General features: G+C 34.7%; 27 protein-coding genes and 6 pseudogenes. 20 read left to right on the plus strand and 13 right to left on the minus strand.

The window, feature by feature from the left end:
* Nucleotides 1-68 precede the first annotated feature (68 nt).
* The 5 genes from J7E63_RS26740 to J7E63_RS26760 all read left to right on the plus strand — a co-directional run bounded on the left by J7E63_RS26740 (nt 69) and on the right by J7E63_RS26760 (nt 2,397).
* Entirely contained in the window at nt 69-500 is a 432-nt protein-coding gene (locus tag J7E63_RS26740) for an organic hydroperoxide resistance protein (RefSeq protein ID WP_215018065.1), read from the plus strand.
* 69 nt (nt 501-569) lie between these two features.
* Complete coding sequence (locus J7E63_RS26745; RefSeq protein ID WP_215018067.1) at nt 570-1,058, plus strand: hypothetical protein; 489 nt, start codon at nt 570-572, stop codon at nt 1,056-1,058.
* A 41-nt stretch (nt 1,059-1,099) separates the two neighbouring features.
* Nucleotides 1,100-1,564, plus strand: coding sequence for a hypothetical protein (locus J7E63_RS26750; protein WP_215018068.1), 465 nt, complete (start codon nt 1,100-1,102; stop codon nt 1,562-1,564).
* Nucleotides 1,565-1,852: 288 nt separating this feature from the next.
* Nucleotides 1,853-2,125 carry a PAS domain S-box protein gene (locus J7E63_RS30650; RefSeq protein ID WP_215018115.1) on the plus strand — a complete coding sequence of 91 codons (273 nt, stop codon included), beginning with the start codon at nt 1,853-1,855 and terminating at the stop codon, nt 2,123-2,125.
* The gene (locus J7E63_RS26760) at nt 2,074-2,397 is read left to right on the plus strand and encodes an OsmC family protein (RefSeq protein ID WP_215018070.1); all 324 of its coding nucleotides are present in this window, start codon (nt 2,074-2,076) and stop codon (nt 2,395-2,397) included. The genes J7E63_RS30650 and J7E63_RS26760 overlap by 52 nt, the downstream gene beginning before the upstream one ends.
* A 232-nt stretch (nt 2,398-2,629) precedes the next feature.
* On the opposite strand, the gene J7E63_RS26765 is transcribed toward J7E63_RS26760, so the two are convergent.
* Nucleotides 2,630-2,941: a winged helix-turn-helix transcriptional regulator gene (locus J7E63_RS26765; protein ID WP_215018072.1), complete on the minus strand. Its 312-nt coding sequence runs from the start codon at nt 2,939-2,941 to the stop codon at nt 2,630-2,632.
* 328 nt (nt 2,942-3,269) lie between these two features.
* Here J7E63_RS26765 and J7E63_RS30655 point away from each other — a divergent pair.
* The 3 genes and pseudogenes from J7E63_RS30655 to J7E63_RS26780 form a co-directional block, all read left to right on the plus strand.
* Nucleotides 3,270-3,818: pseudogene (locus tag J7E63_RS30655) on the plus strand (MFS transporter); the annotation flags it as partial.
* Nucleotides 3,819-4,061: 243 nt separating this feature from the next.
* Complete coding sequence (gene glpX, locus J7E63_RS26775; RefSeq protein ID WP_215018076.1) at nt 4,062-5,027, plus strand: class II fructose-bisphosphatase; 966 nt, start codon at nt 4,062-4,064, stop codon at nt 5,025-5,027.
* Between the two features lie 33 nt (nt 5,028-5,060).
* Nucleotides 5,061-6,479, plus strand: a complete 1,419-nt coding sequence (locus J7E63_RS26780) for an MFS transporter (RefSeq protein WP_215018078.1) — start codon at nt 5,061-5,063, stop codon at nt 6,477-6,479.
* Between the two features lie 103 nt (nt 6,480-6,582).
* Here J7E63_RS26780 and J7E63_RS26785 read toward each other — a convergent pair.
* Together J7E63_RS26785 and J7E63_RS26790 are read right to left on the minus strand one after the other, a co-directional pair.
* Nucleotides 6,583-6,756: pseudogene (locus J7E63_RS26785) on the minus strand (GMC oxidoreductase); the annotation flags it as partial.
* 115 nt (nt 6,757-6,871) lie between these two features.
* Nucleotides 6,872-7,285: an AIPR family protein gene (locus J7E63_RS26790; protein WP_215018081.1), complete on the minus strand. Its 414-nt coding sequence runs from the start codon at nt 7,283-7,285 to the stop codon at nt 6,872-6,874.
* A 593-nt stretch (nt 7,286-7,878) separates the two neighbouring features.
* Between J7E63_RS26790 and J7E63_RS26795 the strand changes: the two are divergent.
* Nucleotides 7,879-8,232: pseudogene (locus J7E63_RS26795) on the plus strand (M23 family metallopeptidase); the annotation flags it as partial.
* 128 nt (nt 8,233-8,360) lie between these two features.
* On the opposite strand, the gene J7E63_RS26800 reads toward J7E63_RS26795, so the two are convergent.
* Nucleotides 8,361-8,519, minus strand: coding sequence for a hypothetical protein (locus J7E63_RS26800; protein ID WP_215018085.1), 159 nt, complete (start codon nt 8,517-8,519; stop codon nt 8,361-8,363).
* Nucleotides 8,520-8,675: 156 nt separating this feature from the next.
* Here J7E63_RS26800 and J7E63_RS26805 point away from each other — a divergent pair, with 156 nt between their 5' ends.
* The 8 genes and pseudogenes from J7E63_RS26805 to J7E63_RS26835 all read left to right on the plus strand — a co-directional run bounded on the left by J7E63_RS26805 (nt 8,676) and on the right by J7E63_RS26835 (nt 14,305).
* Complete coding sequence (locus tag J7E63_RS26805) at nt 8,676-9,116, plus strand: helix-turn-helix domain-containing protein (RefSeq protein WP_214733304.1); 441 nt, start codon at nt 8,676-8,678, stop codon at nt 9,114-9,116.
* A gap of 265 nt (nt 9,117-9,381) precedes the next feature.
* On the plus strand, nt 9,382-9,573 hold the full coding sequence (locus tag J7E63_RS26810) for a DUF7394 family protein (protein WP_214733302.1): 192 nt from the start codon (nt 9,382-9,384) through the stop codon (nt 9,571-9,573).
* Nucleotides 9,574-9,661: 88 nt separating this feature from the next.
* A complete protein-coding gene (locus J7E63_RS26815) occupies nt 9,662-10,075 on the plus strand; it encodes a hypothetical protein (protein ID WP_215018087.1) in 414 nt (137 codons plus the stop codon).
* Nucleotides 10,054-11,205 carry a hypothetical protein gene (locus tag J7E63_RS26820; protein ID WP_215018089.1) on the plus strand — a complete coding sequence of 384 codons (1,152 nt, stop codon included), beginning with the start codon at nt 10,054-10,056 and terminating at the stop codon, nt 11,203-11,205. Before J7E63_RS26815 ends, J7E63_RS26820 begins: the two co-directional genes overlap by 22 nt.
* A gap of 1,376 nt (nt 11,206-12,581) precedes the next feature.
* Nucleotides 12,582-13,358 (plus strand): annotated as a pseudogene (locus tag J7E63_RS30775) (FtsK/SpoIIIE domain-containing protein); the annotation flags it as partial.
* A 126-nt stretch (nt 13,359-13,484) separates the two neighbouring features.
* Nucleotides 13,485-13,724, plus strand: a complete 240-nt coding sequence (locus J7E63_RS30780) for a helix-turn-helix domain-containing protein (protein WP_483861491.1) — start codon at nt 13,485-13,487, stop codon at nt 13,722-13,724.
* On the plus strand, nt 13,721-13,948 hold the full coding sequence (locus J7E63_RS26830) for a hypothetical protein (protein ID WP_215018093.1): 228 nt from the start codon (nt 13,721-13,723) through the stop codon (nt 13,946-13,948). The genes J7E63_RS30780 and J7E63_RS26830 overlap by 4 nt, the downstream gene beginning before the upstream one ends.
* Before the next feature lie 183 nt (nt 13,949-14,131).
* A complete protein-coding gene (locus J7E63_RS26835) occupies nt 14,132-14,305 on the plus strand; it encodes a hypothetical protein (protein ID WP_215018094.1) in 174 nt (57 codons plus the stop codon).
* Nucleotides 14,306-15,516: 1,211 nt separating this feature from the next.
* Here J7E63_RS26835 and J7E63_RS26840 read toward each other — a convergent pair.
* Complete coding sequence (locus J7E63_RS26840) at nt 15,517-15,711, minus strand: hypothetical protein (protein ID WP_214733297.1); 195 nt, start codon at nt 15,709-15,711, stop codon at nt 15,517-15,519.
* 232 nt (nt 15,712-15,943) lie between these two features.
* Between J7E63_RS26840 and J7E63_RS29925 the strand changes: the two genes are divergently transcribed.
* The 3 genes from J7E63_RS29925 to J7E63_RS26850 all read left to right on the plus strand — a co-directional run bounded on the left by J7E63_RS29925 (nt 15,944) and on the right by J7E63_RS26850 (nt 17,410).
* Nucleotides 15,944-16,036, plus strand: a complete 93-nt coding sequence (locus J7E63_RS29925) for a putative holin-like toxin (protein WP_251027064.1) — start codon at nt 15,944-15,946, stop codon at nt 16,034-16,036.
* Between the two features lie 464 nt (nt 16,037-16,500).
* Nucleotides 16,501-16,866: a helix-turn-helix transcriptional regulator gene (locus J7E63_RS26845; RefSeq protein WP_215018096.1), complete on the plus strand. Its 366-nt coding sequence runs from the start codon at nt 16,501-16,503 to the stop codon at nt 16,864-16,866.
* Nucleotides 16,841-17,410: a hypothetical protein gene (locus tag J7E63_RS26850; protein ID WP_215018098.1), complete on the plus strand. Its 570-nt coding sequence runs from the start codon at nt 16,841-16,843 to the stop codon at nt 17,408-17,410. The genes J7E63_RS26845 and J7E63_RS26850 overlap by 26 nt, the downstream gene beginning before the upstream one ends.
* Before the next feature lie 460 nt (nt 17,411-17,870).
* Here J7E63_RS26850 and J7E63_RS26855 read toward each other — a convergent pair whose 3' ends face one another.
* The 8 genes and pseudogenes from J7E63_RS26855 to J7E63_RS26890 form a co-directional block, all read right to left on the minus strand.
* Nucleotides 17,871-18,008 (minus strand): hypothetical protein, encoded by a 138-nt coding sequence (locus J7E63_RS26855; protein WP_215018101.1) that lies wholly within the window; start codon nt 18,006-18,008, stop codon nt 17,871-17,873.
* 62 nt (nt 18,009-18,070) lie between these two features.
* Nucleotides 18,071-19,183, minus strand: a complete 1,113-nt coding sequence (gene xerS, locus J7E63_RS26860; RefSeq protein WP_215018103.1) for a tyrosine recombinase XerS — start codon at nt 19,181-19,183, stop codon at nt 18,071-18,073.
* Nucleotides 19,184-19,354: 171 nt separating this feature from the next.
* Nucleotides 19,355-19,516, minus strand: coding sequence for a hypothetical protein (locus J7E63_RS26865; RefSeq protein ID WP_214713497.1), 162 nt, complete (start codon nt 19,514-19,516; stop codon nt 19,355-19,357).
* A 22-nt stretch (nt 19,517-19,538) separates the two neighbouring features.
* Nucleotides 19,539-19,842, minus strand: a pseudogene (gene hepT, locus J7E63_RS26870) (type VII toxin-antitoxin system HepT family RNase toxin).
* 84 nt (nt 19,843-19,926) lie between these two features.
* Nucleotides 19,927-20,376 (minus strand): annotated as a pseudogene (mntA, locus tag J7E63_RS29930) (type VII toxin-antitoxin system MntA family adenylyltransferase antitoxin); the annotation flags it as partial.
* A gap of 95 nt (nt 20,377-20,471) precedes the next feature.
* Complete coding sequence (locus tag J7E63_RS26880; RefSeq protein ID WP_215018107.1) at nt 20,472-20,888, minus strand: type II toxin-antitoxin system death-on-curing family toxin; 417 nt, start codon at nt 20,886-20,888, stop codon at nt 20,472-20,474.
* Nucleotides 20,885-21,049, minus strand: a complete 165-nt coding sequence (locus J7E63_RS26885; RefSeq protein ID WP_215001407.1) for a hypothetical protein — start codon at nt 21,047-21,049, stop codon at nt 20,885-20,887. Before J7E63_RS26885 ends, J7E63_RS26880 begins: the two co-directional genes overlap by 4 nt.
* Before the next feature lie 432 nt (nt 21,050-21,481).
* Nucleotides 21,482-21,937 carry a GNAT family N-acetyltransferase gene (locus tag J7E63_RS26890; protein WP_215018109.1) on the minus strand — a complete coding sequence of 152 codons (456 nt, stop codon included), beginning with the start codon at nt 21,935-21,937 and terminating at the stop codon, nt 21,482-21,484.
* Nucleotides 21,938-22,142 lie beyond the last annotated feature (205 nt).

Here is a 22,142-nt window from a genome sequence, read left to right on the forward strand (position 1 = left end):
AAGTAAGGTTTTTAGGTCACTTTTAATATATGTAACGTGCTAACATTTTACAATAAAGGAGAAAAACGATGACAAAACAAGAACCTTTATTTACTTCATCTGCAACAGCTGTTGGGGGAAGACATGGAAGAGTGGAATCAGCTGATGGCAATATAAAAATGGATTTAGCCATGCCAGGAACCCCAAGGGCAAGTGAATTACCAAATGCCACAAATCCTGAACAATTGTTTGCTTGTGGCTACTCTGCTTGTTTTGATGGGGCTTTACAGAACATTGCAAGGCGAGAGCGTGTCAAATTTGATTCAGAGGTAACTGCAAATGTAAGTTTCTTAAAAGATGAAGCTGATCAAGGATTCAAAATTGCTGTAACGTTACAAGTAAAAGGACATGGGATTGAAAAGGAAAAATTAGAAGAGCTAGTACAAAAGGCACACGAATTCTGTCCATACTCAAAAGCAACAAGAGGGAATATTGATGTTACTTTAGAGGTTGTTAATTAAAAATGGCAAAATGGTTGAAGACTGGAACCATAGATTTAAAATTAATATACCAATTAAAGGAGCAAGTATATGTTTAAAAATAATAAAAAAGTGGTCTTTTCTTTAGGAATGCTATTCATTCCATGGCTAACGGTACCTTTTCTTGGGAAAAAATCATTTTTCAGGTTTTTACCTGTAGCAAGTTTTACTAATTTATTTATAAGTATGTTCAGTGTTATTGCTAATAAGAGAAAATGGTGGATAAATAAAAATCCTATATCTCCCGGTTTGGTTGATTTTACATATATATTGGGTCCTTTTTTTGTAGCCACACTATGGATATTTAAACTGACATACGGCAATTTTTTAAAATTTTTCGTTACAAATGCAGTATTGGATGTTATTTGTGCTTATCCTTTTGCGGAAATATGGGAAAGAGTAGGAGTATTTAAATTAAAAAAATTAAGTCATACAATGTGGTATGTGTTTTGTATTTCTTTAGCAGTTATTATATATGGGTTTCAGAAATTAGTGGAAAAATCTATAAGAGAAACAAAAGGTCCCGAATCAAAATTGTAAGGTAAAGCATCATATATACCGATATTAAAGGCTGATATTTAATGAAAAAGACAACTAAATTGGAGGCAATACTTTGGAGCGTTGCTTTCCCAGGCTTTGGGCAACTGCTAAATGGTCACCTTATTAAAGGAATTATGTTTATCGTTTTGGAATTCACCATTAATGTGAACAGTTTTTTTAACCAAGCTATTATGTTGAGTTTTCTTGGGAAAATAAAAGAAGCTGAAAGAGTGGTTGATCACCAATGGATTATGTTTTACCCTTGTGTTTATATGTTTTCCATGTATGATGCTTATAAATTTGCGGAAGGGGGAAATCCTTGCTTATCGTTTGTCCCATTTGCTTTTGGAGCCTATTTTGTAACAATAGGTCTTATGTACTCACCTAATAAGATTTTTGGCATAGCATTTGGTCCAATTTGGCTTCCAATGATGTCTCTTATTCCAGGGAATTGGATTTATTGTTCGTCATATTATAATAAAAATTGGTCGAAAACAAAATTATAGTGAGTGACCTTCCTAAAAGGAGAGTAGGCAACTTTTGCCGAAATTTTGAACTTAAATTACTGTATCTTTAAGATTATCTAATACTTAAGGTGCTCTGCAACAATAATGTATATAAAGGTAAAAGTACCTAATTTATCTTAAATAAAATTTTTACAGAGAGCTAATACAAAGGGATGATTGGCTTCTTTTCTAATTAGCCGAAAATTATAGGGATAGAAGAAATGAGGAATGAAAATGGCTAGTCAAATTTTAGATAATCCGAAAATTGGGTAAGAAGCATTTGAACTAATCTGGGAGAATACCAATGATGCTATTTTTTTAATTGGTCAAGATGGTGCTATTTTACATGCAAATCCAACTTTTACAGATATACTCGGCTGGACAATCGAGGAACTGAGAGGAATGACTCTACCTCCATCATTGCATAATATGACAAAAGAACAACATGATGCATTTTTAAATAAATTAAGAGACGGAGAAAATGTTAATTATAGTCTTACAAAAAGAAGATGCAAAGATGGACCGGAGCAAATCCAAAAGAGGTACTCGTTGCTTCAGTAACGACTTGTTATGCTGCAACTCTTACGTTTGTTCTTGAAAGCAGAAAACTGCCTGTGGCGGAAGTTACAGTGAAATCTGAGGCAAATATATCTGATAATGAGTTTAAAATTACCCATTATCCTCATATCGTTTTATCTGAAAATGCAACAGAAGAACAAATTCAATCCGCACAAAGAGCGGCAGAAACAGCAGATAAAGGGTGCGACGTCGGAAATTTATTGAAAAAAGCAGATGTTAAAATTGAAATTCAAGGTAAAGTTTCTTTGAAATAATCAGGTGCATCCAGAGATGTAGAAATTCATTTTTTAACCTTTTAAGTAAAACGTTCTTTTAAAGTTTAGGCGGCGGTTCTGCCGCCTTTTTTATATGAGGAAATAACTAAAATTGCGCATTACTTGCAGGAGGAGATTATGCACATATCGCTAATTTGATTGTAAGCTACGGTGAATAACGAAATTAAAATGCAGTGAAAAACCTCTCTGAAAATTAGAGAGATCTTTTAATTTATAACCATTTATCTGCCCATTCCTCTAAAGCTTTGAGCGATCGTCCGAGTTCTGTCCCTTTTTGGGTTAAAGAATATTCGGTCCGTACAGGACGGTCAGCAATAACATTTCTTAATACAATTCCATTTTCCTCGAGCTCTTTCATCCGTTCATTTAATACTCTTTTACTTAAGTCGGGAATGAAGGTATGAACTTCACTGAATCTTTTTGGCTCCTCCATTAAAGCATGAATAATGAGACCCATCCATTTCTTTCCCATAATATGGTAGCATTCTTCAACTTTATTGCATAATTTATTTTCTACATCCATCTATTAACACCCCATAATAGTATCTTGGTTATTTTTAATAACTATATATTTATAATAACAAAATTAGTTGTTAAAATAAAGTATTTACTGGAACCAAATTACCAAATGAATAGAATCTGTTCTTTTTCGTTCACGAATTTGACACATATAAATTGACAGCTAAATTTAAAAAAGTTATTATGGTTATATAAAGTTACTTAGTTATTAATTATTTAATCTGATGGAACTAGAATAGAAGAGTAATATTTTTTTGAAAATAATCTCGAAATCAAGATTATTTAATTAAGGGTAAATGAGATTTACCTAATTGCAATATAAGGAGGTCTTTATGAGAAGTCCATTTTTTAGAATGGCCTCAAGCTTGTATATTAATTATTTTAATTATTTGTTATTAGGGATGATGAATATCATTTTAGTATCTAATATGAGTTTCCTGTCGGAACAATTTGGTACTGATTCTCTTGGAATTAGCTTATTAATTTCAGCAATAGGGCTGGGTAAACTTGTTACATTAAGTTTTTCAGGAAGGCTTTCAGATAAATTGTGAAGAAAACCGCTTGTTATTCATTTTATAGCAGGTATTCCATTAGCCCCTAACGTCCAAGTAGCATTTGTTTTCGCATTATAGCAGGCTTTAGTTTTTCTATTATGGATTCTGGGACGTTTCCAGCCCTGGTTGAAGCTTTTTCCAAAGAATTCAGGCTCAGCGACTGTTTTGCTAAAGGCGTTTATCTCAGTAGGGGCAACTCTTTTACCGATTATGATTGTATTTTTTATTTCTCACGATTTATTCTATGGATTATCCTTTTTCGTGCCTGTAGCAATTTATTTTATTAATGGAATGGTTTTACTTTCAACTCCATTTCCTAACCATAAAGCAAATAAATTCAAAGATAATTTAAAGGGTTATCGTTCTATAGGCAGGGGCTTTTACATCCAGCTCAAGTATTTAACCTTTATTCGAAGAGTGGAATCATGAGAAAGGCAAGTTAATGGATTTGGGTGTGATAAATCATAGAAAGTAGGAATTATTTTTTATTGTTTATCTCGAAGTCAAGATAATTTAATTGAAGATTAACGAAAGTAAATTTTATTTAATAGAAAATCATTTCAAACAATAATGGGAGATAATAAAAATGATAGAAATTTATCAATGGAACTGGTTCGAGTAACAGAAGCTGCTGCACTAGCGGCTGGACGGTGGATGGGCAGAGGTAAGAAAGAAGAAGCGGATGCAGCAGCTACACAAGCTATGAGGGAAATGTTTAATTCAATTCAGATAAAAGGGACGGTTGTTATAGGGGAAGGTGAAATGGATGAAGCACCCATGTTGTATATTGGCGAACAATTAGGAACATGTGATGGGACAGAAGTTGATATTGCTGTAGACCCTTTGGAGGGAACCAATATTGTTGCTGCAGGTTCTTGGAATGCTCTTGCTGTCATTGCAGTTGCAGAGCGAGGCAATTTATTACATGCTCCAGATATGTATATGGAAAAGATTGCTGTGGGTCCTGAATCAGCAGGGAAAATTGATATTAATGCACCTTTCATTGACAATTTAAAGGCCGTTGCAGCAGCAAAAAATAAAAATATCGAAGATCTAGTTGTGGCTATATTGGATCGAGAAAGACATGAAAAAATGATTGAGGAAATCCGTAATTCGGGAGCAAGAATTAAGCTGATGCAAGATGGTGATATTGCTGCTGCAATAAATACAGCATTTGATAATACAGGTGTTGATATCATGCTTGGCTCTGGAGGAGCTCCTGAAGGTGTAATAGCAGCAGCTGCGCTCAAGAGCCTGGGTGGAGACTTTCAAGGCAAACTGATTCAACAAACGGAAGAAGAAAAAATTAGGTTAAATAAAATGGGCATAACCGATTTTAATAAGGTTCTATTTATGGATGACATCGTAAAAGGCGATGATGCCTATTTTGTTGCAACAGGTGTAACCAATGGTGAACTTTTAAGAGGTGTGCAATATAAAGGGAAAATTGGAACAACACACTCCGTTGTTATGCGTGCAAAAACAGGGACAGTTCGTTTTATCGAAGGACAACATAGTTTGGATCAAAAACGATAATCTTTTTTGGAATTAAAGAAATGAGGGATTGAAATGAGTCAAAGTGCAAGTCAAAAAAGGATAGACCCTGAAACTATCTCTTCAAATGACAAGGTTAGACCATTTGGATTTAGAGATAAAATTGGCTATATGTTTGGGGATTTCGGGAACGATTTCTTCTTTATTTTAGTAAGCTCATTCTTAATGGTTTATTATACCGATGTTTATGGGATCAGTGCAGCTTTTGTTGGGATTCTTTTTTTAGTTGCACGTTTGTGGGATGCCATTGCAGATGTCACCTGGGGACGGTTTATTGACACTAGAAAACCTGGTAAGCATGGTAAATTTAAACCTTGGATTTTTAGAATGTCATTTCCTCTAGTTATTTCTGGAGTATTAATGTTCGTTCATATCCCTGGAATGTCAAACGGGTTTTATGAAGCATATGCTTTTGTCACTTACATCCTATGGGGAACGTTTTACAGTATGGTTAATATTCCGTACGGTTCAATGGCCTCAGTTATTACCAATGATCCTGTGGAACGTACATCTTTATCAACATTCAGAACAATGGGTGCGATGTCGGCAAGCTTAATGATCAATGCAGTTGGACCTATACTAATATTTGTAGACAATAAGGCAAGTACAAATGGATTTCTAATGGCAGCCGTAATTTTTGGCATTCTTTCTTACTCTTGTTACCTTGCTTGTTATAAATTAACTACTGAACGGATCGTGCTGGAGGAAAATGAAGGGTCAAAAGCTAAGCTAGGTCATACAATTAAAGGTCTATTAAAAAACAAACCATTAATTTCAATCCTTGGGGCTTCACTAATATTCATGATGAGTACGATGCTGATTGGTGCAGTTAACGTTTATTTGTTTAAAGATTACTTCAGCAATACAGCAGCATTAAGTATTGTAGGGATCATTCAAACTGTCGCCGTATTTATCGCCATTCCATTAGTAAAACCGTTAGTGAACAAATTCGGTAAAAAGGAAACCACTTCAATAGGAATGTTACTTGCTGCAGCTGTATATATTCTTTTATTCTTCCTTCCGAATATATCTACATCTCAATACATTGCGTTATCAGCTATTGGAATGTTTGGATATGCCTTCTTTAATACGATGATATGGGCATTTGTGACAGATGTCATCGATTACCATGAATTATTAACTGGACTAAGAGAAGATGGGACGGTTTATTCATTCTATTCCTTTGCCCGCAAAGTTGGTCAAGCTATTGCTGGTGGAATCGGCGGTTTTGCCATTACAGCCATAGGCTATAATTCAGCTCGTCAAGTACAAATAGAGAGTACCTTGGAAGGAATCTATGCACTGGCTACCATCGTACCTGGTGCCATCTATCTATTGATTTTCTTAATATTAGTCTTTCTATATCCATTAACGAAGCAGCGCATGAAACAGCTTACCATTGATTTAACAGAACAAAGAAAGAATAGAAGATAAGGATTGGTAATAAGATATTAATTTCGTATATGTAAAAAGGGTAAGAACCAAATGGTCCTTTCCCTTTTTTGTAATGGTAAAAAAATATTGAGTTAGAAATGTTTTATCCAGACTGACGGACAATATGGTCTACTAGTCTTATAGCTAATACTGTATTTGATAGCGTTGGACCTGCGGCTGTTAGAGTAGGAAGGACACTATTATCGGCAACAAATAATCCTTGAACACCATGTACTTGCCCGTGGTGGTTTACCTTAAAAACAGAAAGGCACATAAAACAGCTACAACATTGTCATAAACTTCAACTTTGAAATTTATTGTCTCCCTCATGATAAATAATGTGAGCGGCTTTGCTACCAATAGCAGCTTTGTGCCAATAGAATACCCCTTCTTTATTCTGTAGACTGTAGCTTTAAAAGCTTTTTGCTAAAGTTTAAGGCACTGGCGACTTCACCAACGTGGTCTTTGCTAAGGCCAATTTCAAGGGTTACTTTTACAAGACTGTTCACTCGACCATGTACTTTTAACGCAGGGTATGTTTGACCATCATTGGCAATTCCGTCTCCTTTATTAAATGTAAGGGAATCGGAACCATCGCCATTACTGTCGCAAGAATAAACAAAGATGGTAATGCCTCCAGAATTCTTTCTTGAAAACATATGCTGTTCAGACTTAAGTGTTTTAACCATATCCTTATAGTGCGGATTCGCAAATGATAAAAACTGTCTTGGATTTGGATCAGTAGGAAGGTTCATATTTACAAAGCTATCCCCCTCTAACCATACCAACCATTTGTTTTGAACCATCAGTGTATGAATACTCCACAAATTCAGCATTTTTTAATATGACGATATTCTCCATTACCCTTCATCTCTCCCCTTCGTCAAGTTTTTACTGGAACAAAAGTAAGCACTTGCATAGGAAAAGTCAATAGGGGGAATTATTGGAAATTGCTCGCCTTTTAAAAAACATAAAAAATTATGAATTTTTCATTAGTCCATGAATATAACCAAGTATTTTACTCATAAAATTAAGAAAGGAGGTTTTTTATCACAAGAAAATTGTGAATTTACAAGGAGATCATTCTATTCTAGGAAAGAAAAAACTCGTTACTGGCTCGTTATTCGTTTGTTACTGACTCGTTACTCATCCCGCTAAGAAATCTTGTCTAACTCGTTACTAGGGTAATTACTGAGCCTTCAGTAATTACTGAAAAGCCCAGTAACGAAAAAAAGCACCCTTTTCGTTTTCCAGTAACGAACGAAAAAATTACTTTCCTAAAAAAACAATCTATAAGAGCAGCCTATATAAAAAATCTAATAAAGGGTAGGTTAACATGTATAAAATTACATCGACTTTTTGAGCGCAAGAAACGTTTCGTTCAAAAGGGCATTCGGGTTACGATTTTGCAATGCCAGAAGGAACTCCTTTAAGAACTATTCGAGATGGAATCGTTGAGGAGGTAACGCACTACAAAGACAATATCGGAAATGGCGTATTAGTTAGGTGGGAGGATGGAAAAGTTTCGATTTATGATCATATGTCAAAAACGACTGTGAATGTTGGAGACAAAGTGCATGCAGGAGACTTATTAAGTTATACAGGAAACTCCGGTCATGTAGTTGGCGTTAATGGAGGTTATCATCTTCATATCGGCCTCAAAGAAGGAGGAAGGTCTATCGACCCTTCCCCCTACGTCAATGATATCCAAAACATGAACGTAAAACAATATGTGCAACATGCACCCGAGTGACTCAATTGAAAATGAGCTTTATGGATTACATGCAGGCGCATATGAATGCAGTGAATCATTCATTATCCGAGCTGAATCTTCATTTTATTTCATTATTATCCCAGATAAAGTTGCATTTGATTGCATCTTTACCTGATAATATTTTGCTCATCCAGATAGTGAAGTAAGTTTGTCAATTCGCTTCTGTTCAATCCAGTTTTCTCTATGATGTAATCACTCGTATATTCTAAGCGCACTTCCCAAGCGGATTTATAATCAGGTGTAAACCAGCTGCCAAATTGTAGCATTGACAATCAGCTCCTTATTAATTATCGTCGTTGTTTCCAATGATTTCTTCGATTTTGTCATCACGATTTTTATTAAGACTCATCATGTTTATGACCTCCTGCTACGATTATTGGTTTGTATGAATATAGTATGGATGTTCGAAAGGAGTGATATACATGGCCAATTACAAAAAAATCACGGTTTTTTTAAATGAAGAATTTTACAAAGAAATTTTGGACATCATTGAGTACCGAAATAAGCGTGTTCAGTTTGATAAAGAGGATAAAAAAGTATCAAGTGTTGAAGAATTTGTCACCGGCAGTGTGATCCAGGTGCTGAAATGGTTAAAGGGTGAAGATTCTTTTGCTGGCATCGATGATCTGGGTAAACCTTATCGCCTTGAAAATTCATTTAAAAAAATCATGTTAGACAAAGGAATGAGGGCAAAGGATTTAGCTGAAATAACAAATATTCATGCTGGAAATATCAGCATTATCCTTAATAATCGCTCTCAACCTTCATTGGATTACTTTCTTCGAATTTGGATTGCACTAGGCTGCCCTCCCCTAAACGAATGCTTGCATCGTATTAAGGACGCGGAGCCCGAAGAAAGTTAGTTAAAAAATTACAATTTATTTTTAATCGTACAAATTCTAAAAAGAAAAAAGTAGTAATAAAATTAAAAACACTACTAAAACTGGAGGTGATTGCATATGATAACAGCTTTGATTGGTATTCAAACCACTTGCATTGTCATAGCCAGCAAATATGTAATTAAACATTTTAGGCCGAAGTTGGCTAAATTAAAAGACCATTCTAAAGGCAGTGGATTCAAACATTACAAATCATTCTAAAAATTTACAACTTCTTGGAGGGAGCCATATGACTTTTATCGTCATGTCAGCGTTGAAGTTGGCAGCTGTACTGGGAACAGGAATTGGAATTTCCACTGCATTTTCATACTTCCATAATTATGAATGGAAGCCAAGCAAGAAAAAGAAAGAAAAGGGTGAATCTGATGGAGCCAAAAAAGTTGGTGAGGTTTTGCGTCAAAGAACCAGATCCGCTGATTAATTATTCTTATTCATCCCCAAACATTATAGAGGATGAAATGACTGGATATAATCAGATAAATTTTCATATCCCTACACTAGTGGAGGAGGTGAAAAAACTTCCAAAGAAAAAAATAAAGGAATACAAACGAATCGTTCAGACCTTTCTAGCAACAGCAAGCAGCTTCATGGTATTACCATTAAAATCAATGGCCAATACTTTTCCGAGCACAGGAGCTTCTACACTTCCCACGAAAGCCGAAGGCATTCCGCCAGAACTACTGGAACTTCTCTTAAAGTTACTGGTGATCTCAGTGGGGTCAGCGGTCGTATTTGCGGCCATTCTTTTGGTAGCGGCAGGGGTAAAGCGGATGCTCGGAAATCGGAAAGAGTCAAACGAATGGACTGTAGACATCATCAAAGGTCTGGTTCAAGTGATGGTAGCCGTTCCAGTCGTATTCTTGATTTATTACGTGGTAAGCCTACTTTTCAGCGGCTCCGGATGGTTTATCAGTCCATTTTAAAGAAAGTGGCTATACCGTTTACGGCAATGACTACCGCTAGTTTGACTTCTGTCTTTCATACTGCACAAGCTGCAACCGTATCCGATATGCTTTTACAGAATCAAGGAGTGTTAACTCACAACTTCAAAGGTCAAAATGATGGATTTTCCATTGTGGAAACAACTAAGACTGTGTATGCCAATATCGAATATATCACCGCAAAAATTATAGTGGCTTTGGATTGGCTAAATAATTTACCTGGATCTTTACCAAAGTTAACAGCAGATTTATTCACTAGCGTTTATCATTTTCTTTCCAAAATTGCACTTCAAACTCCTCTAATCATCTTTGATAATCCATTTATACAGAATACTTCCCTAACCTTTTCCCTACTTTCCATTTCACTTGTTACGTTCCTGCTAATTTACGAATCGTTCATGAAGATGTTGAAGAAAAAGCATACGGATTTCAAGAAAATTTTAAAGCGTTATTCCATTGCAGTAGCCGTCTCTGGTTTTGCTCCTTTTGCTTTTAACACAGGTTTTACGTTTCTGAATCAACTTTCCAATGCCATTACAAAAATTGGCGGTGGAATCGATGGAGGAAATGTAAATGGATTTATCGCCGGTGAAACACTTGGGTTCTTTGATACCTTAATCGTTATTTTGTTTGATCTGACAACGATTGCCCTTTTGATTCCAGTGTGTCTCCAGGCAGGTAGAAGATGGTGGGATTTATTCTGCTTGGCAGCTATTACTCCCCTGGCTCTATCCTGTTGGGTATTTGAAAGACACGAACATTACTTTAAAACTTGGTGGAACAAAGTAAAGTCTTTGTCAATGGTCCAGCTGGTGTATTCGGTATTCATATTAATGATGGGAATTTTCATTTTCACTACCCAATCATTACAAGGCGGAATTTACACGTTGTCTATCAAGCTCCTTATAGTGTGCGGAGGGTTATATCGCCTATCCAATCCACCACGTTTTGTGAAGTCCATGACAGGTGATAAGACGGATATATTGGATTCAATCGAAGAAGGAAAAGCATCATTTAAGGCGACAAAAAGAATACTTCTCTTAAAAGATAGAAAATTTGATCCAGTGAAAAAGTTTGCTGGAAAACTAGTGAAATGGAAGAATAAGTCATGATATTAGTGAAATTAGGATTATTGGCGGTACTAGGTAAGCAATTTTATGGTGGTCTTTTGTGGGCACAACATATTCAGCATACACTGAATTCCATTAAGAGAAAGCTTATTAAAAAATGGGAGGGTTCGATATGATAACAACAACAGGATTGATATTAATTTTAAATACAACTATGGTTTTGGTGAATACCACGGTGCTACTGATTAGCGGTGCTCAGATCATGAAGGAAGTCAAGAGTAATAGATGAGTATATGTCACTAACACGGATAATGAATAAAACCCCTATAGTCAATGAGAAAACCAATGTGTATGAAATTCAAGATTATAACAACCAATTATTGAAACAAATTCTCCAGTCCAGATTCATTGCGGAAGGTGTTTACGGATTTGAGAAATATTCGATTTCGGATTATAAAGAAGAGTATTTGTTTACACCATCCTTTGACAAAAGAGAAGGAGAGTGCCTTCAAAAGGATTGGAATTTTCAAAATGAGGATGTAAAGGAAATAAATTTGTATGAATTGGTGTTAACCAAACCACTGTTTATGCCTTTGGATACCAATGCGTTTCTTGATTTGTTTAATTTAATGGATAATGTTCCGAATGCTTCAGTATTTACTCAAGTTTTGTTTTGTAAGAGACAGGATAACTGGCGGGAAACGGCCATCTCGCAATATGAAAGTTTTTTAAAGGGTAATGATCGCCCATTGGAAGGGAAATTCAGCATCAAATGGCAGGAAAGAATTTTAGGAGTTTTAACAAAACTTAATAATTATACAATTAAACGGGACCAGGTTGAGGAAATGGAGCAAAAGATTCTTCAGACCAACTATCGATTTGAATGCAGATTTGTGATGTTTGAACAAAAATACGCGAAGCAATTCGTCGCTTTTTTAGAAAATGCGCTTGTTAAATTACAACTTTTTAATGAATTCACAATTAAAAAAGTAAGTAATAAGCGGAGCTTTCTTAAGCACATTGAGAATCGACAATTCCAGGTCGATTTAGCCAATCAGATCTTATCGGAAAGTGAATTGTATAGTGTGCTTTGTGATAAAACAGCTGCTTCGGCAGTTCAGAAAGTGCTTCTGGAACAACCCATTAAACATACCAGTGTTTCCAAAACCCTTGAAGAAAGTATAGTTATACAAAAGGCCTCGAGTTTCATGCCTTATAGCACCAATAAAGTGGATGAAATCGATGAAACCAAAATTACTGCAATTAACAATGCCTTTAGAAGGGTTGGCATTGTAGATAAACCACTAGAAGTAACCGATGTATATCAGGGAGCCAGTCTTTTAAAAGTGCAAATGGAAGTCCCTCCTGAGATCACTTATACCTCTATTACGAAGAAATTGGTGGATGTACAAGGTGCAATGGGCAATAAAAACATTACCATTGAAATCGGAGAATTACCGGATACCGTTAATATTTTTATTCCGTTAGATGAACGTACACCTGTTTACTTTAACGATGTATTAGAATCAGAGGAATTCAAGCAATTTAAAGAAGAAAACCTATTGCCCTTTATAATTGGTGAAAATGTAAATGGCGGGTATATCTTTGCCTGCCTAACCAAATTAAGACATCTTCTGGTATCTGGAACAACTGGAAGTGGGAAAAGCGTATTCCTTAATTTGATTATTCTTTGTTTCATTTTAAGCATTCCTCCAGAACAATTGATGTTGTATCTGATAGATCCTAAAATGGTTGAATTTTCTCAGTTTAAAGATTTTCCGCAGGTTAAATCGGTCATTACAGATATGAGAAAAGCCAATGCTATTTTAATGGCGCTAGTAGCGGAAATGGAAAGCCGGTATGAATTGTTTTCCCAAACAGGAAGCCGTGATATTCAAGTCTATAATCTAAAAAGCGAAGAAAAGTTACCTTATATTGTGTTTGTGATTGATGAATTTGCCGATCTAATGATGGTGAATAAATCAGTTGAGACCGATATTATTCGATTATGTCAAAAAGCAAGGGGCGCAGGTATTCATTTAATCCTTGCCACGCAACGTCCTTCTGTAGATGTCGTTACAGGGTTAATTAAGGCGAATATGCCATCTCGCGTTACATTTGCAGTTACTTCAGCAACGGATTCCAGAACGATTCTCGATAGGAACGGGGCAGAAAAGTTGTTGGGAAGAGGAGATGGTTTTGCCAAGATCGAAGGCGGCAAGAATGAGTTTGAACGATTCCAAGCTCCGGTTCTAACACTGGATAAGAAAGAGGAGGAAGGAATTTTTGATAAGCTTATTCATTTGTTTGATGGTGTTGTCGTGGAAGGCGAACTGGAAGAAATTAAAGAGGAAGAACCGATTGACCAGCTGAAACGATGGATTGCGAACACAGGAGAGGTCCGAGTAAATGAGTTAGCAAGATTAATAGGTTTAGGAAACAATAAGGTTCATGCCATGATGGTGGAATTAGTGAATGAAGGGTTTCTTAAGAAAGAAGGCCGAAGTTATGCCATTAATGTGGATGAAGAAGAATTGGAAAAATGGAGGGATAAGGAATGATTACTACTTTTATGACTACATTGTTAATTCCTGTTGCAACATTCTATGCCATAATCAAAGGTGTCGATTATATGTTTAAAGAGATGTCTGAAAAAGAAAAACCTATGACTGTCATTGGTTTTCAACAATGGAAAGATAGATTAGTATGGACGGAATTATTACGCCATTGGGTTAAAAAGGGAATACAATTGTTCTCCCTGAAGAATAACTTTCGGAAACACTGATTATATCAACCTCCATTCTTGTTGGGATCTTTTATATGGAGCAGATTTCTTCACTATACCAATACTATATGCTAGACTTTGTTAAAACATAGGCGCGAAGAATAGGCAACTATGTTTTCAGGTTTTATATTGTTGGCCAAAGGGAAAAATAGTAAAGATAACTTGGAAAGGGAGGAATGAAAAATGGATGTTCCATTCACATCAAAGGAAGTCATTACTCAGATCCAGAAGTTACACAACCAAGGTAATTCTCTACGTAAAAAAGAGGTAAAACAACTTTATCCTGATTTAATGCGGAGTGCTTTGTATTACTACCCAAGTTGGCAACATGCCATAGAAGAAAGTAACGCAGGTTAGAAAATTTAATTTCCATCAAGACATTAGAATAATATGAACTCTGATAACAAAAAGGTTTCGCTCCCCGTGAAGCCTTTTTGTTATGCTTAAATTTCCTTTAGAGCAATACGAAAATGCGTAAGGGTGCTAGTGTTCTTGCTTAAAAGCGGTCAACGGAAACTGGCTGCTTTTTTTATTTATGTTTCTGTTTTGACTAAATTTAGCTACAGTAGTCCAGTGAGGGAAGTCATTCATGTAATGCGGCCCAATATGGATAATGAAGAAGAATTGAGACTGTGTCCGGAAAGTAAAAGAACGTGCATCTGGTTTAGAAAGTATTCGGTCAAAAGAGAATGATAAATTATGAGAACTGTCGAAACAATCTTAGACATACTTTTTTTATTTTCCCTGAAAAAAGTCTTTGTTAAAAGGATTGAGGGTAGATTTAATCAAACGTTTGATTAATAGGACATATTAGGAAAACTTGTAGAAGAATGAAAGGTTAAAGGAGAAGTTCCATCTTTCGCCTAGGGTTGCGCCTTTATAGGAAAAGAACATACTTGAGTTGACAAGGATTTTAGTAATTTAGAGGAAAAAACCTTCGTTTATAATGGTTCATTAAACATTTAATCAAACGTTTGATTAGTACTTTGATTGTTTTAACTTGTCGACCTATGGAGGTTAATATAGTAATTCGGCAGTTCGGCTATTTTTTTAAAAAAATCAATCCAAAATTTCGGCATTCTTTTTCCGCATTTTGAGATAAAAACCCTTATGTAAAAGGATTCGCAGGAAAACTAATCATACGTTTGATTAACGAGCTATTTAGGAAAATCTAATCGAAAAATGTATTTTTTTTGTTACGGGTTAGTTTCTTAGGTAAATGATTATCAAGCCCAGGTAACAGGAGTAGTCGTGGCTACTGTCAGGCGCTTTTTATATGCAAAAAAAAGAAACCAATCCTGAAAATGGTGGCAGGTGTTGTAAACACCAAAATCCAGCCACCATTTTTATCATAAAAAACTAAATTAGGTTATTTTGTATGGTAGCGGTTATCTCCTTTACCCTTACATCATTTTCATCGATATATTTCACAATTGTGAGGAACCTTTTTATTGAATATTCCTTTTCGGATCAGTCATCTGCAATCAATTTCCCCCCAAAGTCAATCAATTGCACCTTAATTCTACCAATTGTTAATTTCGCCTCAAGTATTTCATTTACAAAAAGCCTCACATTCCAAAATAATCATCGAGGACATTTTTACTAAGTTGTTTTAGAGCTTTTTTTATCTTCATAACTGTTTCCAGTTTAGGTCGATATGATTGTTCGTTACAGAAATTCCAATAAGGAGGTGGTTTCAATGTTGGTTCATGTTCAGGCATAAAGAAACCTTGCCATCTGATTTTACCTCGATCTCTTATCATGACACTTGTCTCCTATGTTCTTTCTTATATCACGGGAACATTCTCATTTGTTTTTTCGAGTGGGAAGCATGGGTGTTCCATTGCACCGTGGAAAGGGTGATGAAACTTTTACACCGGTAGGTTATAACAAAAAATAAATGATAAAGGTATAGGCATCTTTTTTTATTTTTCTATCCTTGGTATGGGACAAACTTGGATCTGGGAAGGATAGGGGTAAGGAGGCGATTTATGAATGGCTACATTCGAAGTTCTGTCCTTGATGCTTAGTTTTGGCATGTTTGTAATCGCTGTTTTGAACTTTCACGATAAAGATAAGAATCCTTGAACACGCTGTAAAGGCGTGTTTTTTTTTGTCCCATATACATCGGTAGGAGAGGTTATTTTTAGAAAGAAGATGATCAAGTTCAAATATTGGCGGCATCACTACGGTCTGAAAAGGAAGCAAAAGACGCTTCCCATCATTCCGTACGTGTCGCGTCGGCACTAAATGGATCGGGAGGGTCTAACCGATATGGAAATTTTACCTTCCTAAGTTAGACCCATTTTAAAGGTGTTTCCGAATCTTGCTCAGTTGAATCAGTAGTAGCCGTATCTTGTGCCAACGGAATAACATAAATAATATTTTTAATATTTCAAATAATTTAAATGATTGACATAATATCCCTATAGATGTAAATTACACATATAGAAGAATTAAGGAGATAATCCAATGGCAAAAGATAGCGCCAATCAAACATTCAACCATCAAAGAGTTTTGTTCTGCCTTTTATATTATTAATTCTTAGTAGAATGTCACATCATGGATACGAGCTATTTCAAAAGCTTGAAACATTTGGGTTTCATACGATTGATCAAGGAAGCTTATATCGGCTCCTTCGTAAACTTGAAAAGGAAAACCTTGTTTCATCTGAATGGGATACTACGGGAAATGGTCCGGCAAAGCGATGTTACAAAATCAAAGAGGTAGGCGTTACATACTTAAAGGGATATGCAAATCAATTAGAAACCTACCAATCAATGTTAGATCAATTCTTCACAACGTATTCTAATTTACTAGAGCTCTATATCCCTTCATTTAAAAGGAAGGATCCAATAGAGAAAGGCACCAATGACAAGAGGAGGAATGAAAATGAGTACAACGACAAAAAAAAGTGAGCAAGTAAAGAAAGCTGCTGTAGTTAAGGAAGAAGGTTATCAAGTCATGCCATTTGTAGACACAATATGGAATCAATTCGCGCTATCGTTAGATTGGGCAAAGGAACTACAAGAAAGTGGAGAAGAAGCTTATCTAAAGACTGTAAAAGAAACGATTAAGTTCAATAAAGACTTTAGAAATTCTTTTTTAAATCTTTATCAAGAATCTAAAAGGACCAACAGTGAAATCGTTGATAGTGTAAGCGCCCTTTATAAAAAAAATGATGCCTTACAGATTGATTTTCCAGAGCTTACAGACCAATTTCGAGATGTATCTGATCGTGTAGAGAATCTAGCGTTAACTCCAATTAAATTATCTTTCGATCTAATGGATCGATTTGATAATAACCTTGTGGAAAATAGTGAGAATTATGTACACTATGTAAGAGAGCGTCGTAACGACTTGCTAAAAGTTACAAGTGATTATGTAGAAATTGCAAAAAACAACCATAAAAACATCTTTTCCATGATCGAGAAAAGTGTAAAAGTACATGTAAATAATTAATAAGGATAAATCATTAAGATTCATCCTTAAAAATAGTAAAGAGACAATCGTTCGGGCGATTGTCTCTTTTTTAAATTCAAAATCTATTACTTGGATTATAGTTTAAAAATTTTAACGATAAAACAGTTACTGAGCTATCTGCTTGAACTATGACCTATAAAATGGACCTTCTTAAAAAAACCTTATAGCTTAAGCAGCTAACAAGTGACTCTAGTATTGCGATCTGTATGTCAAACAAGCTTCTGAGTCGTATAATAGGCATAGGGAGTCAAGCTCTTTTCTATTCTTGATTGTGTTTGTTTCGTCACTTACATTATACAAGAATTTGGGGGGTACTCTTTTTTCATGCCTTGAAACGCTTGGGAGACAAGTGATTAGAATTGTGAAATTCATTCAGTTATAAGATTAAATAATTTTATTGTCACTTTTCATTAACTCCAATTTTGTTGGATCAATTTTATCAGTTTTCATATTCCTTAAGACTCTTTTTATATTGAGCTGTAAAAATATCTAGATCATGAGTAAATTTAAAGAAGACCAAGCGATACTCTCTTCCGCCTGTTCCAACGGTAAAATAGCATAAACTCGGCGTTTTCATGGTTTGACGTCCCAGAGAGGATTCGAACCTCCGACCTACAGTTTAGGAAACTGTAGGTTTAGTCATCGTTTCTCTCTACGTTTATCTAGAGATTCCGCAGCAAGTCTTGCTTTTTCTCTAGTGGTATTTATATAAAGCAAAGAAATATCGGAAGAAGTATGTCCGAGTTGGGACATAATCAAAGGAATATCACCATTAGTTTGTTCTGCCAGGTTCGTAGCATAAGTATGCCTCAGTTTATGGGGGGACATCCTTTTGTCAAACGCCTTAGTGTATTTGTAAACAATGTCTTCAATGGCTCGATTAGTTAGTGGTTTAGGTTCATTATTGTATAACTTAACATATACAAACTCATTTTCCTCGTTTCTAGCTTTATATCTTTCATTTCTAATGGAAAGATAGTTTTGCAGGTCGTGCATGCTTGAAGGGGTGACAGATACTGTATCTTTTTTATTTCCTTTCCGTATTACACTGATCTCTTTTGAGGAAAAATCAATATCCTTAATCCTTAAATTTGATAATTCATTTACCCGTATTCCAGTTCCTAAAAAAAGGGAGAGGATACTAATATTTCGTTCTCTATCACGTTTAAAATATTTAAGTTGAGAAGGGGAGAGGGAACTCTCATATTCACCCTTTATATAATCTAAGAATTCTAGATCCTTATCTCCAATAAAAATCTTATCCGTTAGTTGTTTAGCTCGCTCATTAAAAGTCTGTTTTACTTTGGTTACTTCAATTTTTTGCATAACATTCCTGTGGAAATAGGGTTCATTATTTGCTACTTCCGCTTCGATTGTTAGGTATTTAAACAAGGAGCGGAGGGAGGACTTATGCCGGTTTACTGTCTTAGCATCAATTTGTTTCGTTTCATCATCCGTTTGTGATACTTTATATTTTTTCCTCGACAAAAACTTAAAATAATTCCTGGCTTCATCCAGAGAAAGAGTTGCTAGTGTATCTGTTGGGATATCCTTAATTTGATCACACTTAACAATTCCTTCGGTTATTAACCAATGAAAGAAATCACGAAAATCTCTAACGTAATTAAAGAGCGTAAGAGGGGAGCGGATGTCTTGTTTAGCATCCACGTATTCCACCACGTAACTAGGCATTTCTTTAAGCAAGATTTCTAATTGGTTTTCGTATTGTTCATGTTGTTTGGAAATTGCCATAAAAAACACCTCAGTAAAATATATTATACTTTCATTATAGAACAAATGTTCGTATAATACAATTTTTACGAACTGTTGTTAACATAATAATATTATGTAGTACTTTATTTAATTCTTACTCTTTTAGGTAAATAATCTACCAATAAAATCAGAAATGTTGTTATTTCACTTTTATTGTTTAACCGGAACCTTTACGTATTGAAGGTCTTGAGAAAGAGAAGCCTTTAGGCGGTCAATCTCAGCTTCAGCTGCTTCTATAGATTCGAAAACTTCATCAATGCTCATTGCTTCTTTGTTTGTTTTTTTATTAAACACTCTAATTTTATATTTCATAAAAGACGCCTTCCTTAATGTTTTAGACTTGCTTAGTAAAATCAGTAAAATTATCTAAATGTTTTTCAACAATTTGCTCTAAAATACTTAAGTTAATAGTTTGGTAATCATGAACCGCAATATTTCGGAATCCGACCATCGCCTTTAATCGTTTTGCTATTTCCTTATCAATTATTGAACTGGATTCAAGCATATCAAAAGCATCACGACTGGTTTGTGGTAATCCTAGCCGTTGTTGAGCTACTATGCATAGCCAGATCAATACAGGCTTCACAGGCACGTTGTATATTTAGAATAATGGAGTCTTGTTTTGTATAATCTTTCAAGTTTTCTGGGTTTTGATCATATACATCGAGAATTCTTTTTTTGCTGCGCTCAATAACGCTTATCTTATTTAAAATAACATCATTTTCATAGATAGTCCCGCTTGCATCTACATTTTCTATAATTAATTTACGTTCTTCATTTAACTTTGCGTACATACTTAAAGCTGTCATCTCAATATTCATCCTTAATGTTTCATCATTGGAGAAAATCACTTTTCCTGTTGAAAAGATTTGTGCCTGGAACACTGTAGAGTCATGAGTTAAATCGACTAAGTCAACATCCATTTTAAGGATATCCGCCAGTTCTTGGGCTAACATAAAAACTTCATAGGAGGAAAGATTTCGCTCTTTTTTATAAAAAGCTAAATCAATATCACTTTCTTTATGTGTTATTCCATTAGCAAAGGAACCAAAGACAATGATAAAGGATGGATTGATTTTACTGATTAAGAATTCTTGAGCTTTCTCGAGAATGTTATTTGTCAAAAGGGGATTATATAGAATATTATACCAAACATTCGCTCTACATTCCATTATTCGTAAAATTAGTATTATACGAATAGTAAAGGGTTTCTATTAAAATAAAAATGGTTACCTGTTCCCTTTATAAAAAGATAAACAAGTAACCATTATACATCTAAGTCATTTTCATAATCATATATCTCAGAATATTTTTCTAGCCACATTTCAACATCTTCAAGTATTGGGCGAGATTTTTTATCAGCAATCTCTATACATTTATTGAATAGTTCTTCATTGCCAACAATAATTCTATATCCGTTTAAATTTAAAAATGTACTGGCAGCTAAATAACCTGATCTTTTATTACCATCCTTAAAGCAATGATTTATTGTAATAAAATACATATAAACAGCAGCTTTTTGAAACAATCTTGGATAGTATTCAAAATCTCCAAATCCCTCTTGTGGCATTGCAACTTTAGCTTCAATACAACCCTTGTCATGGCCTTGTAATCCACCATAACGTTCTAACGCTAAATCGTGTATATCTATTATATCTTCATAAGTTAAATATTCAAATTTCAATTCTTACTCAACTTTTTTAGAGCTTCATCATTACGATCACATGCTTTATTTGCCAGAGCTAGAATTTTTCGTTTACGTGCATTCTTTTGCATTTCTTTCAGCTCCTTTTCAGTATATGCTACATCCATTGCCATTTCTATGTCTTCCTCCTTATTGCACATACAATCACCTCTTAATACCATGTTAAACAGGTTTAATATGTGATGTATATATAAACTTTATACTAAATTCAAACAATTTTCAAGGGAGATTAGTATAAAATGGCGTATAGTGTTATATAATATATATTTTTGTTAATTCAAAAAACGAATTTAAGAATCATTTAAATAAATAGCCTATAATCCAAAATTATGATTTAACGCGAAGTTTAATATTTTGGTGGTCAAAATGTGGTCAAAAGTGCTTTATTACAATGGCTCTGTTAAACGATAATGTTGAGATTTAAGCTATAAAAAAATAGACCTTCATTTTGATGGTCTTCTTTAACTAAAGCACCCGTTACTTTAAGTACATTACTTCACAATCTCTTTCATTAATTAATTTAAGAAGGGCAGTGCCTTTTTTAAGCGTCGCACCAGTTAGTTGAAGAAATTTTACTGTTGATATGGATTTTTAAGTACCTTTTGCATAAATAGTTCGGGATTAACATTCTGTTCAAAGCCATATTGGCTATATAATGAATGTGCATCATTAGTAGCTAACATAAATCTACGAACTCCCTTTAGGTCGGAATGGCTTGTAATAATATCCATTAACCATTTTGATAGCCCTAATTTCCGATAATCTGGTAATATAAACACATCACAAAGATAAGCAAACGTCGCTAAATCAGTAATTACCCTTGCAAAACCAACTTGTTCAAAAACATCTTTACCTACTTCACCTTTATAAACTCCAAAACATAACGGAGAATTTTCAATTGCCTTTTTTACTGTTTGCTTGGGTATCCCCTTTGACCAGTATGCTTCTTTACTCAAGAAGTTATGTATTAATGATAAATTTAAATAATCTTTATTCGTAGAAATTGAAAATCCGTTATTAATCCACATATCTAATTTAAGCCCCCCAATTTTTAAAATGTTCTGTAATTAAATTAAACTACTGTTCTAAATTTTCACCGCATACCACTACATGTTATTGAAGTAACGGGCAGTTTAGTATGTATCTCTACATCCACTTGCAATTGAATTAGAGGAAATTAGTATCAATGACTATATAGAAAAATTTGTAGCTTTGTCTCATAATTTAGGGTAA

The sequence above is a fragment of the Bacillus sp. ISL-75 genome, assembly GCF_018613095.1.